Here is a 12,929-nt window from a genome sequence, read left to right as displayed (position 1 = left end):
AGGCTTATTCTTGAACAAAGAAAAGCTAATTATCACCAAAGGGGCGTTATGTTAATAGATGCAAAGCAAACCGTCACCTGCAAAATGACACAACTTAAAATGAGAGTGTCATTTGTCCGTTTAACAAGGTTGAAAAATCATCTTGTATAAAGGGGAGGATAGCATCTGCAATAGGCATTAACTGCTTATTGATATAATGTTCATAATCAGGTGCAGTCGTTATATGCTCTAACGGCTCAGGCCCCAAGAGAGTAATTATATAACTAATCCAACCGCCTTGCTGATATTGTTGGGGTCTATTTTGGGATAAATTATATTCATCTGCCTTACGAGCTGCTTTGACATGAGGGGGGACGTGGTGCTGATATTCTGATAATTTTCGGCGTAACCGTTTACGATACACTAATCTATCATCATATTTTCCTGCTAGCGTATCTGCGACATAATCACGAATAAACTGCTGATAAGGCTGCTGATGAAAAATGCGGGTATAAAGCTCTTGTTGAAATTTTTGAGCGAGAGGCGTCCAATCTGTTCTGACGGTTTCTAACCCTTTAAATACCATTTTATCATTGCTGAGTCCGGCGTAGCGTTTCTTGCTACCCGTTTCCATACCTCGGATCGTGGGCATTAAAAAACGACGATAATGAGTTTCGTATTCTAGTTCTAATTTGCAATCTAGCTGGTCATTTTCAAACAGATGTGTTTTCCACCATTGATTAACGTCTTGTACTAATTGATACCCTATCTGTTGTGCTTCTTGTTCTGTGTGAGGTGATTTCAGCCAAACAAAGGTTGAATCTGTATCACCATAAATCACTTGATAGCCTTTGGCTTCAATCAATTCTTTCGTTTTTTTCATAATTTCATGACCGCGTAGCGTAATAGAAGACGCTAAACGAGGATCAAAAAAACGACAACCCACAGAGCCTAAAACACCATAAAAAGCATTCATAATAATTTTAAGCGCTTGAGAGAGCGGGGCATTTTTATGTAATTTTGCATTATCTCTTTCGTGCCAAATTTGCGATACAATCGCGGGTAAACAGTGCAATTCTCGTGAAAATCGAGCTTGGCGAAATCCCGCAATAGAAAATTTGTCATCAGGTTGGTGCATTCCTTCAATCATACCTACGGGATCGATTAAAAAAGTACGAATAATCGAGGGGTAAAGGCTTTTATAATCAAGCACAACAACAGAATCATATAAGCCGGGGGTGGGATCCATAACAAAACCTCCGGGGCTATGTTCTTCAGGTTTTTCACCTTGGTTAGGCGCAACATATCCAATGCGATGCATTGAAGGAAGGTAGAGATGCGTAAACGCAGCCACAGATCCACCACTTCTATCAACGGAAAGCCCTGTAACACAAGCTCTCTCTAATAAGAAAGCCATAAGGGACGTCGCATCAAAGATACGGTTTACTAAGACGCAATCTTGCCAATTATAATAAGCTAGCGCGGGTTTATCTTCTTTAAAGCGACGGTTAATTTCATCCATTCTGGCGTAAGGTGTATCGATAGCTTTACCCTCACCTAGCAGTGTTTGCGCAACGGATTCGAGGCTAAAAGAGGGAAAATTCCATGTCGCCATTTTCAAAGCATCAATTCCATCGATAATTAAACGCCCTTGAGCTGAAGCAAAAAAATGCCCTTTTTTAAACCCATGCTCTCGCCACTCTAACGGGCTATTCTGACGACCTAATAATAAATTGACACCATACCTTTGTGCATGTGTGTACAAAATACGCAGGTCGAATTGAATTAAATTCCAACCGATAATCGCATCAGGATCGTAATATTGTATCCACTCATTCAGTTTTTCAATTAAACGCGATCGGCTACTGACATAACATAAGCGATAGCCTTGAGGTTGTCGGCTTTCACACTCTGTGGGCAACTCATCAATAAGCATAAACACCACATTATCACCACAGCCAGCAAGCCCAATAGAGTAAAGCTCACCAAATTCACTGGTTTCAATATCTAAAGAAACGGTGCGAAGCGCAGGGCGATAATCAGGAGCGGGTTTTAATGTAACAATATTATTTTGTTGATAACGAAACCAGACAGGTGCGGTGATAAAGCGTTCCATCATATAACGTTCATGCGGGCGGATATCCGCCTCATAAAGACGGATATGGTGCTCTTTAAGTTGTTGCTCAAGCTGAACAAGTTGACGGTATTGTTTGCAATAAACACCAAAAACAGGCTGTCTTTCGAAATCTTTTAAATCGAGAGGGCGAATTTCAATATCAGAATTTTTATTAACGAGTGAGCGTAAAACCGTTTCATGTTGTCGGGCAACAAAACCAATAGCGCGTTGCACAGGCACAGTCACTTTACGTGGACCATTATCCGTAGCCAGCCAATAAGAGACGACAATACCTTTTGGTGTGTCGCTCCAGTGGCGAGTAAGAATAAAGCCTTGTTCCGTATGACCAATCATCAGCACCCAATAAACACAAATAATTCACTAAAGATGCGTTTATTATAGTCAATATAATGGTTATTTATACAGTTAATTTGTGGGGGAGATTAATTAAACGGGATACCTAAAATAAGTGATTGATCCACTTCACCATTTATTAGTGATTGCGTATTTCCATCATACACAATCATACCGTTATCTATCACAATCGCTCTTGAGGCAATTTTTGCAGCATCTTCTAAGCTATGAGAAACCATCAATAAGGTTAACGCTTTTTCACGGCAGAGTTGCTCAAGTAGTGCCAACATTTCAATACGTAAAGCGGGATCAAGTGCAGAAAAAGGCTCATCAAGTAACAAAATAGGTTGTTCACGAACAAGACAACGTGCAATAGCAACACGTTGACGCTGACCTCCTGATAATTGAGAAGGTAAGCGTTCAAGATATTCGCTGAGCGCCACTTGTTCTGCCCGACTTTCTAATAGTGCTTTTTGAGTGCCAGTCAGCTTTAAGCCTGGATTTAACCCCAAGCCAATATTTTGCCTTACAGTTAAATGAGGGAATAGATTATTATCCTGAAATAACATGGAAATAGGGCGTTTAGCAGGTACTGTTTTTGTATGATCTTGACCATTAAGAAACAGACTCCCCTGTTCTGATGGTAAAAATCCTGCGATTAAACTGAGTAATGTACTTTTACCGGCACCACTCGGTCCTAACACGGCAATGCGTTCTCCTGCATTAACCGTGAGATTAAATAAGAGATGTTGGTGTTCATAAGTGTAAGCAAGCTGCTCTAATTTAATCATGAGATTTTCCAGCTAATCGTTCTATTAGGCTAAAAAGAGAGAAGCAAAGTAGCAATAAGATCATGGCTGTGACAGCCCCATCTTGAGTGTGATAAGCGCCAATTTGCTGATAAAGATAGAAAGGCAATGTTCTAAATGTTTCATTACCAAATAGGGCAACAATACCAAAATCACCAATAGAAATGACACAAGCAAAGGCAAGTGCTTGTGAAATCGGTTTTTTTAATGCACGCAGTTCTATCCAACGAAGTCGGTTTATTCCTTGTAAATTGAGTGACTGACACAAAAGCCCATAACGTGAAGCGATATCATTCATCGGGTTTTCAAGCACTTTTAAGGCATAGGGAATAGCAATTAATGCATTGGTTAAAATGACTAAAACATACGGTGATTCGGGTAATCCAATCGTATTATTGAATAGAAGGAAAAAGCCTGTTGCCAACACAATCCCCGGCATCGCCAAAATAATCAATCCACTCATTTCCATGGCTTGCCCTGCTTTTTTAAAGTGCCGTAAGCGAAGCTCTCGGCTACTCCATAGCAACATCATCGTTAACACAACACAAACAATACCCGCACCAATAGCAATAATCAGTGAGGTAGTAAACGCCTGCCAAAGTACAGGTTGCTGTATGACTCGTATAAATTGACTGTTAAGACCATCCGTTATTACCGCTAGAATTGGCGGTACTAAAAAGAGGATCGCAAGAGTGATAATTAGACCATCGGTTATTTTGCTAAAGAGAGGATCATAGGGATCACGCCAATGCAGTTTTTGACTGTTTCCCACAAAAAGGGTGCCTTTTAACTTTTGGCTAATAAGCACTAAACCTAAACAACAAAAGAGCTGGATCAAGGCTAAAAGTGCAGCGCGATGTAAATCGTAGTCATAACTTAATGCTTGATAAATCGCGAGTTCGACAGTCGTTGCCGCAGGTCCTCCACCCAATGCCAATACAGTAGCAAAGCTTGCAAAGCAGAGCATAAAAATCAGTGATGCCGTGGGGAGCATTTGACGCCACAAATAGGGAAATTCAAGAAAACGAAAACGTTGCCAGCCATTCATGCCAAGTTGTGAGGCTAATTGGCGTTGTTCTGATGAAATGTTCTCAAGAGCTTGCAATAGCATTCGGGTTGCTAATGGCATATTGAAAAATATGTGAGCTAATAAAATGCCTTGCAAACCATAGGGGGTAAATTGGTAGTCGATTCCTAGCCATTCACAAATTTGAGCAATCCATCCTACTCTGCCATAAACTGTTAAAATACCAAAAAGTGCAACTAGGACGGGTAATACAAGGCTCATGGCACATAGGCGTAAAAACAGTGTTCGCCCTTTAAATTGGCGTCGATAGAGGGCTTTGGCGAGCCAAATAGCAGGTAATATCGAAAACAGTGCAGATAAAAAAGCTTGCCAAAAAGTAAAACGGATGACATGCCATAAATATTCATCAGCGAAAATTGAGGACAGTTCGCCACTTGGTGCATTAAACCACAATGCGCCAAATGACAATAACGCCACAATAAGCAGTAAACCCGAAGCACATAGCCCCGGGATAAGCCATCTTCCCATTAGCGACTAACCGCAGATTGCCAATTACGAGTCCATGTTTGGCGCTCTTTTGCGACAACATCTGCATTGAATTGCAATGATTTTTCGGGTTTAGGCATCACGGAATAGACGTCCGGTAATGGCATATTTATAACAGGATACATCCAATTGGTAGTGGGAATGGTTTCTTGGAATGCAGGCGTCAACATAAACTGCATAAATTGCTGCGCTAATTCAGGCTGTTTGCTTGACTTGAGTTTTGCAGCAACTTCGACTTGTAAGTAATGCCCTTCATCAAAAATTGCAGCCGCATAGTTATCTTTTTTATCCGCTAAAATGTGATATCCCGGAGATGATGTATAGCTAAGCACAAAATCACCTTCACCTTTTAAGAATAAGCCATAAGATTCACTCCAACCTTTAGTGACGGTTAGTGTTTTCTCTGACAATTTTTTCCATTCAGTGGCCGTATTTTCAGGATAAAGCGATTGCATCCATAGCATTAAACCTAAACCAGGGGTACTGGTGCGAGGATCTTGATAGAGGATTTTCCATTTTTCTTGACTATTTAGCAGTTCAGCCATGCTTTTTGGGGGATTAGCTATGCGGTTTTTATCATAAATAAAAGCAAAGTAACCGTAGTCATAAGGCACAAAGGTATCATCAGTCCATTTTTCAGGTAAGGTAAGTTTGGAGGTGTCGATATGACTTGGTGCGAAAAGTCCCGTTTCTTTTGCTGCGTGGATCAGATTGTTGTCTAATCCTAAAATAATATCTGCCTTACTTTTATCACCTTCCATACGTAAGCGGTTAAGTAGAGACACACCATCAGACAGCGCAATCAGTTTTAGTTCACAATCACATTGCTGTTCAAACGCTTTTTTTATTGCAGGTCCAGGGCCCCAATCTGCAGTAAATGAGTCATAAGTGTAAACAGTCAGTGTGGGTTTTTGTGCTAAGGCTTGGGTTGAAAAAGTACTCATAATGCCCATTGCGCTTAGAAGGAAAGTAAAGCGAAGTGATTTAGTTAACACGTTTAGTTCCTCAGTAAAAGTCAGGTAGGATCTGAGGAGTGAGGATGGCAAATTAATGAACCTTGCAACATCCTGACTCAAATCCCTACGCCAGTATTATCTGGATCAGGTTCCACGAGTTTTTCTCAGCCTAACAAGGCACCCCGTTGAGACTTTCCCATTGTAGATAAATACGCGCGTCATGCAAAGTCTGTTGATAGTGGTTTACCGTCTGTGAGTAGTATGAAACAATGAGTTATCTTTCAAATTTGGTTATTGAGGTAGTCTAGTGATCGATGATGATGGCTACCGCCCGAATGTAGGGATTGTAATTTGTAATCGGCAAGGGCAAGTGCTTTGGGCTCGTCGCTATGGGCAACATTCATGGCAGTTTCCTCAAGGAGGAATTAACCCTGGAGAATCGCCAGAGCAGGCAATGTACCGAGAGTTGTTCGAAGAAGTTGGGTTAAGTCGCAAGGATGTCAAAATTCTTGCCTCCACACGTAACTGGTTACGTTACAAGTTACCTAAGCGTTTGGTGCGTTGGGACACAAAACCTGTTTGTATTGGACAAAAACAGCGTTGGTTCCTTTTGCAGTTAACAAGTAATGATAAAGACATTAATGTTCAACAAAGCAAAACGCCAGAATTTGATGGCTGGCGTTGGGTGAGTTATTGGTATCCTGTTCGACAAGTCGTCTCTTTTAAACGCGATGTCTATCGACGTGTCATGAAAGAGTTCGCACCAGTAGTCATGCCATTGCAAGAACAAATGTCTTTACCGCGTTCATCGTATGGATATCGGCGTAAAAGGTATTAGATAACACTATGCTGACACGTTTGCGAGAAATTGTAGAAAAAGTGGCTATGGCAGCAGGGCTTCCAGAAGCGCTTGAACTCTTAGTCAAGGAAACGTGTCAGGCAATGCACACGGATGTGTGTTCTATTTATCTTGCTGATAAACAACGTAGTTGTTTTTATCTTATGGCGACCAAAGGGTTAAAAAAACCAAAAGGAAGAGCCGTTAGCCTTTCATTTGATGAAGGCGTTGTTGGTGAGGTCGGGCGTCTTTCAGAGCTTATCAACCTCGCTGATATTCGCGAACATCCTAGCTTTAAATACCTTCCTCAAGTTAAAGAAGATGATCTCCGTGCTTTCCTTGGCGTTCCTATTGTCTATCGTCGCCAACTTCTTGGTGTATTAGTCGTTCAGCAAAAAGAGCGTCGCTTATTTAATGAAAGCGAAGAATCTTTTATGGTGACGCTGGCGACACAGCTCGGCGCCACCTTATCGCAAGTCCAAACCAAAGGGCTTTTCGGGCAATATCGACAAAGTCGTATTAAAGCACTTTCGGTGTCGACTGGCGTGGTGATGGCTTATGGCTGGCAAGAAGTCTCTCAACCTATCCTTGAAAATGTGTTTAAAGCCAGTGCTCTTGATATAAAAGCAGAATTAAACCGACTTACGGTAGCTTTAGAAGATGCTACCGCAGAATGTCGTCGCTTTAGTAAGCGATTTATGGCGAATTCGCAAAAAGAGAGTGCGGCCATATTTGATCTCTACTCGCATTTACTTAATGATCCACAGCTTAAATATAAAATGACGGCAATCATTACGCAGGGGTATGTTGCGGAATGGGCGGTTAAAGTCGTGGTTGAAAAAGTGGCTGCCCAATTTTCTAGTCTAAAAGATGGTTATATGCGAGAGAGAGCCTCTGATCTTAAAGCATTAGGGCGTCGTTTATTATTCCATCTAGATGATGATCTAAGCTCAACCAACATTTGGCCAGAGCGCTTTATTTTGGTAGCTGATGAATTAAGTGCCAGTTTATTGGCCGAGTTACCAGAGCAACAGCTTGCTGGTGTCATTGTTCGAGATGGCGCAACTCATTCTCATTCTGCCATTCTTGTTAGAGCAATGGGAATACCCGCGATTATGGGAGCAGATATTCAGCCTGAGCTTTTACATAATCGCATGCTTATTCTTGATGGTTATCGTGGTGAGATATTTATTGAACCAGAGCCTTTTATAACTCAAGAATATAAACAAATTATTGATGAAGAGAGCGTATTAAGCCAAATTGCAGAAGAGCAACTTGAACAGCAAGCGCTTTTAAAAAATGGTGAGGCAGTTAGTGTTCAACTGAATGCGGGATTAAACATAAAGTATGAACAACGCATTAGCGTAGGAATAGATGGTGTTGGTTTATATCGGACAGAAATTCCTTTTATGCTACAAAGCGGTTTTCCTTCTGAAGATGAACAGAAAAATCGCTATCGCGAAATACTCTCTTTTTTCCCTGAAAAACCTGTTGTATTGCGTGCTTTAGATATTGGTGCTGATAAGCAACTTCCTTATATGCCGATTAATGAGGAAAATCCCTGCTTAGGTTGGCGAGGAATAAGAATATTACTTGATCAACCAGAAATCTTCCTTATTCAGTTACGAGCCATGCTAAAAGCAAACCTCGAATTTAAAAATTTGAAAATTTTGTTGCCGATGGTGACAAGTATTGATGAAATTGACGAAGCAAGGACATTACTGCTACGTGCATGTGATGAAGTGAGTCGAGAGCTAAAATGTGAATGTGTTACACCTCCGCTAGGCATTATGCTTGAAGTGCCTTCATTGGTGTTTATGTTGTCACAATTAGCTAACCGGGTTGATTTTATCTCTGTTGGAACAAACGATCTGGCTCAATACTTGCTTGCTGTCGATCGTAATAATACGCATGTAGCATCACTTTATGATAATTTGCATCCTGCGTTATTGCGTTCACTGAATTTGATTGCGGAACAATGCCAATATTATCAGTTGCCAGTGAGTGTTTGTGGTGAAATGGCAGGTACGCCGATAGGTGCATTGCTGTTAATAGGGCTCGGTTTTAGGCAGTTAAGCATGAGTGGTCGTAGTTTACCTAGGGTAAAATACTTATTGCGCCATCTTGATCCTGTGATGTTACAGCTTTTTATGCAACAGGTGTTGCAAGCTGAAACGGCAACAGAAATTAAAAAATTGTCTTCTGAATTTATGGAACGGCAAGGATTAGGTGGATTAATTCGCGGAGGTATCTAGCAAACCTTCGTATAAGCCTTTTCTGTGTTGGTAATAAAAATAATCAGCATAGAAATTATTGATTAAGTGAAGTAGGGAATAATGAGTATAAGCTACCTTAAATTTCCAGAGATTGATCCCGTTATGTTCTCTATCGGACCCGTGTCATTACATTGGTACGGTATGATGTATTTAGTTGGGTTTGTCTTTGCCTTATGGCTTGCAAATCGTCGAGCTGCAAAACCGAATAGTGGTTGGAATAAAAATGAAGTTGAAACATTACTTTATGTCGGTTTTGTAGGGGTGTTTATCGGTGGTCGTTTAGGTTATGTTTTATTCTATAACCTACCTGTCTTTTTAAATGATCCTCTTTACCTCTTTAAAGTATGGGATGGCGGCATGTCGTTCCATGGTGGCCTAATTGGTGTTATTTGTGCCATGATTTGGTTTGCTAAACGTACTAAACGTAAATTCTTCCAAGTGGCAGACTTTGTTGCACCATTAATTCCATTTGGATTAGGGCTAGGTCGTATTGGTAACTTTATCAATGGCGAATTATGGGGACGTGTCACATTAGATACACCTTGGGCTTTCTTATTCCCAAGCTCTCGTTCTGAAGATCTCCAGCTTGTTGCCCAAGATCCAACAACGTTATTGCCTATTATTCAAGAATATGGGGTTTTACCCCGCCATCCATCACAGCTTTATGAAATGCTGTTAGAAGGCGTAGTATTATTTATTATTCTGAATATCTTTGTGCGTAAAAGTCGCCCAGTCGGTAGTGTGTCAGGTTTGTTCCTCATTGGTTATGGTGCATTCCGTATTATTGTTGAATTCTTCCGTCAACCAGATGCGCAACTAGGATTATTTGGCGGTGTGAGTATGGGGCAGATACTTTCAATTCCAATGATTTTGTTGGGTATTATTTTTATGGTATGGGCTTATCGTCAAGATAAAAAGACACCACAAAATCCAACACCAACTCACAAATAGTGTGAGATAAATTTTTTATTATTAGCTAATTACAAGAGAGACAACATGAAGCAGTATCTGGCATTGTGTCAACGCATTATCGATGAAGGGCAATGGATTGATAATAAACGGACTGGAACCCGTTGCTTAACGGTGATTAATGCCGATCTGGAATATGATGTTGCGAATAATCAATTTCCGTTGATAACGACTCGTAAAAGCTTCTATAAAGCCGCGATCGCAGAATTATTAGGGTATTTACGTGGTTACGACAACGCCAGTCAATTTCGTGAAATTGGTTGTAATACTTGGAATGCAAACGCCAATGAAAATGGGGCATGGCTAAACAATCCTCATCGCAAAGGTGAAGACGATATGGGGCGTGTTTATGGTGTTCAAGGACGTCAATGGCAACGCCCAGATGGTTCTCATTTTGATCAATTACGTAAAGTGATCGATAACCTGACTAAAGGTATAGATGATCGTGGTGAGATCGTAACATTTTATAACCCAGGTGAAACTGAGTTAGGTTGTTTGCGCCCTTGTATGCATACACACACATTTTCATTAGTGGGTGATACGCTTTATTTAACCTCTTATCAACGTAGTTGCGATGTGCCATTAGGTTTAAATTTCAACCAAATACAGTGTTTTGTTTTATTAGCGCTGGTGGCTCAAATTACAGGGCATAAGCCGGGTAAAGCATTTCATAAGATAATCAACGCACATATCTATGAAAATCAATTACCACTAATGCGAGATGTACAATTAAAAAGAGAACCATTGCCATTGCCAACATTACATATCAATCCAAAAATAAAAACGTTGGAAGATATCGAAACGTGGGTAACAACGAATGATTTTACTGTTGAAGGTTATCAATGCCATGAAGCGATAAAATATCCATTTACGGTTTGATCTTTCCTTTGTACTTAAAAGCCTCTGTTTAGTGATAAACAGAGGCTTTTTTATTTCTATTTATTAAATTTAGTCTCAATTAACGAAAGCTATCCCAGCTTTGTTGATGACTATTTTTGTGTTTACTCTGAAAATACGGTTATTGCGTTGTTGTTCGAAAAAAGCACTTTCCTTTATTTACCGTTAGATGTTTTGTCTGCATTCTCACAGTAGGTTAAAAAGGAAGGGAGAAATAAATGAACAATAACATGGAGATAAGCCTAAGTAGGGCGCATCAGCAAGAGAGCGAATTTGGAATAAGCCTACTTGAAATGCTTATTGTCATGATGATCGCTTCGATTTTAAGTTACTTATCAATTACGACCTATCAGCAATTTACTCACCAACGTCAATTGATACATAGTGTACGTGAAACTATTGCTTTTCTTTCTTATCAGCGACAACAAGCGCGACTGTTTAATATAAAAATGAAAATATCGTTTCATTTATCGCCCAGTAATAAAATCGTCACTATTCCTTTTCATCAACGGCACTTAACTGAAAAACAAACGATTTTTCAATTAGTTTCTGGCGTTCAACTTACACAATCAACAGTTTCAAATTTTACGTTTGGGGAGATCCGTCAAACCTTAAGACCGATGAGTTTTGTGCTTCAAAGTTCAGAGGGTGAAGTGAAAATTGTGATCTCATCTTTAGGTAGAATAAGAGCATGTAGCCAGAAAATTAAGGTATTTTCGCCATGTTAAAGCGAGCAATATTTTCATTCTCATCTGGCATGATGTTGATGGAATGCCTTTTTGTCATGGCAATTAGTGGTGTTCTGTTTCTTTGCATTAGTCGAGCTTATCCTTATGTAATGAATACGTTGCACCATTCTTACCAACAGCATCAGTTAGATATTTTTTTAAGAGAAAGGTTATTGGTACTAGAAACACAACTAAGGCGTACTGGATATTGTCACGGTGATTGTGCCAACGTTTCGCAGTCAAAGGTGTTGTACACTTCACCATTAAAAATAGGACAGTATGCTTATCAAGATAAAAACAGCTGCGTTATTTTCGCTTATGACGTAAATAGTAATGGTCGATGGGACTCGCCCTTTTCAAGAGAGAGTGATTATTTTGGTTATCGGCTTAAAAATGGGCAATTAGAGCAATTAAGAGGAGTACAAAATTGTACTTCTTCGGGATGGCAACGATTTTTTGAAAGTCATGAAATTGAAGTGACAGAGTTTATTTTACGCCCTTACTCAAGGCAATGTCTTATCACAGAGAAACCACTTTTTTATCTTTCAATCTCTTTAAAATTTCATTTAAAACAATCCCCTACTGTGAAATTACATTATCAGAATGATATTCGGTTAAGGAATGTGACTACGTTATGAGTATTGATTTAATTCACAATAAAAATGAGCAAGGGGTTGCAAGCTTACTTGTCGTCATGGGGTTTATTGTGATGAGTTTATCGGCGCTTGGAAATTTTGCTTATTATTACAGGCAATCTCAACAAATAGTGATGCAAGAGTTACAAGCACGACAGGCATTTTTATTTGCTGAGTCAGCATTGGCATGGGGAATAAAATTGAATTGGGAAATTTTATCGTCACAGATAAATAAATGGCAATGTCGTCATTTTCATGCAAACCCTAAAATAAAAAGTTGTTTATTTTTGATTTCTTTAGAAAAAGGCCTATTGCAAGGACAAGCAGAAAGTATAAATGGTTATAAAATATACCATTATCAATGGGTTGATCTTTTGAAGGATAAAAATCAATCCATTGTTTCGCATCCGAATGGATGGCTAGATTATTGCCCATTAGTGTATAAGGAGTGTGTGTTATAGATAAAATTCAAAATAAATCAGAAAGTGGCGCTATTCTACTTAATACGATGTTTATATTACTGTTTTTTAATATTAGTTTTGTCGCTATTATAGGGTATAGTCAATCATTAAAAGCTGACTTTCAGCAGTTAATTCAAATTCAGCAGGCAGGGCAGGAACTTTTTATTTTATTTGAACAAATGTCTGATAAATCACCTGACTATTTCGCATCTAACTCAAAAATAATGACACGTTCACTTTTAAAATCTGAAGGTTGTCAGCTAATAGAAGGTTATGTTGCCAATAATATATTACCTGAAATAGGGCTGTTTTACTGGTCATGCTATTAATAAGATGAG

The 12,929-nt window shown here is 39.5% G+C and carries 12 protein-coding genes and 1 riboswitch; of the genes, 8 read left to right on the top strand and 4 right to left on the bottom strand.

The features are described from left to right. Nucleotides 1-94: 94 nt before the first annotated feature. From SB028_RS15850 to thiB, 4 genes are all read right to left on the bottom strand, one after another. Entirely contained in the window at nt 95-2,449 is a 2,355-nt protein-coding gene (locus tag SB028_RS15850) for a DNA polymerase II (RefSeq protein ID WP_069367215.1), read from the bottom strand. Between the two features lie 89 nt (nt 2,450-2,538). Beyond that, on the bottom strand, nt 2,539-3,240 hold the full coding sequence (gene thiQ, locus SB028_RS15845) for a thiamine ABC transporter ATP-binding protein ThiQ (RefSeq protein ID WP_069367216.1): 702 nt from the start codon (nt 3,238-3,240) through the stop codon (nt 2,539-2,541). Continuing rightward, nucleotides 3,233-4,813, bottom strand: a complete 1,581-nt coding sequence (gene thiP, locus SB028_RS15840; protein ID WP_069367217.1) for a thiamine/thiamine pyrophosphate ABC transporter permease ThiP — start codon at nt 4,811-4,813, stop codon at nt 3,233-3,235. Before thiP ends, thiQ begins: the two co-directional genes overlap by 8 nt. After that, entirely contained in the window at nt 4,813-5,784 is a 972-nt protein-coding gene (gene thiB / locus SB028_RS15835) for a thiamine ABC transporter substrate binding subunit (RefSeq protein WP_069367270.1), read from the bottom strand. The genes thiP and thiB overlap by 1 nt, the downstream gene beginning before the upstream one ends. Nucleotides 5,785-5,890: 106 nt before the next feature. Next, nucleotides 5,891-5,982, bottom strand: a riboswitch (TPP riboswitch). Nucleotides 5,983-6,094: 112 nt separating this feature from the next. Between thiB and rppH the strand changes: the two genes are divergently transcribed. The 8 genes from rppH to SB028_RS15795 all read left to right on the top strand — a co-directional run bounded on the left by rppH (nt 6,095) and on the right by SB028_RS15795 (nt 12,920). After that, nucleotides 6,095-6,625: an RNA pyrophosphohydrolase gene (gene rppH, locus SB028_RS15830; protein ID WP_069367218.1), complete on the top strand. Its 531-nt coding sequence runs from the start codon at nt 6,095-6,097 to the stop codon at nt 6,623-6,625. Nucleotides 6,626-6,633: 8 nt separating this feature from the next. Next, entirely contained in the window at nt 6,634-8,880 is a 2,247-nt protein-coding gene (gene ptsP, locus SB028_RS15825; RefSeq protein WP_069367219.1) for a phosphoenolpyruvate--protein phosphotransferase, read from the top strand. An 81-nt stretch (nt 8,881-8,961) separates the two neighbouring features. Then, nucleotides 8,962-9,852, top strand: coding sequence for a prolipoprotein diacylglyceryl transferase (gene lgt / locus SB028_RS15820; RefSeq protein ID WP_006535954.1), 891 nt, complete (start codon nt 8,962-8,964; stop codon nt 9,850-9,852). A gap of 45 nt (nt 9,853-9,897) precedes the next feature. Further along, complete coding sequence (locus tag SB028_RS15815) at nt 9,898-10,749, top strand: thymidylate synthase (protein ID WP_069367220.1); 852 nt, start codon at nt 9,898-9,900, stop codon at nt 10,747-10,749. Nucleotides 10,750-10,985: 236 nt separating this feature from the next. After that, nucleotides 10,986-11,495, top strand: a complete 510-nt coding sequence (locus SB028_RS15810) for a potassium:proton antiporter (RefSeq protein WP_286138760.1) — start codon at nt 10,986-10,988, stop codon at nt 11,493-11,495. Next, nucleotides 11,489-12,133 (top strand): prepilin peptidase-dependent protein, encoded by a 645-nt coding sequence (locus tag SB028_RS15805; RefSeq protein WP_069367221.1) that lies wholly within the window; start codon nt 11,489-11,491, stop codon nt 12,131-12,133. The genes SB028_RS15810 and SB028_RS15805 overlap by 7 nt, the downstream gene beginning before the upstream one ends. Next, complete coding sequence (locus SB028_RS15800) at nt 12,130-12,591, top strand: DUF2509 family protein (RefSeq protein ID WP_069367222.1); 462 nt, start codon at nt 12,130-12,132, stop codon at nt 12,589-12,591. The genes SB028_RS15805 and SB028_RS15800 overlap by 4 nt, the downstream gene beginning before the upstream one ends. After that, a complete protein-coding gene (locus SB028_RS15795; RefSeq protein ID WP_248619937.1) occupies nt 12,579-12,920 on the top strand; it encodes a hypothetical protein in 342 nt (113 codons plus the stop codon). Before SB028_RS15800 ends, SB028_RS15795 begins: the two co-directional genes overlap by 13 nt. The last annotated feature ends 9 nt before the right edge of the window (nt 12,921-12,929 follow it).

This window comes from Proteus vulgaris, from assembly GCF_033708015.1.
Taxonomy (GTDB): domain Bacteria; phylum Pseudomonadota; class Gammaproteobacteria; order Enterobacterales; family Enterobacteriaceae; genus Proteus.
Note: the sequence above shows the minus strand (reverse complement) of the source record. Positions and strands in the feature narration are given on the sequence as shown.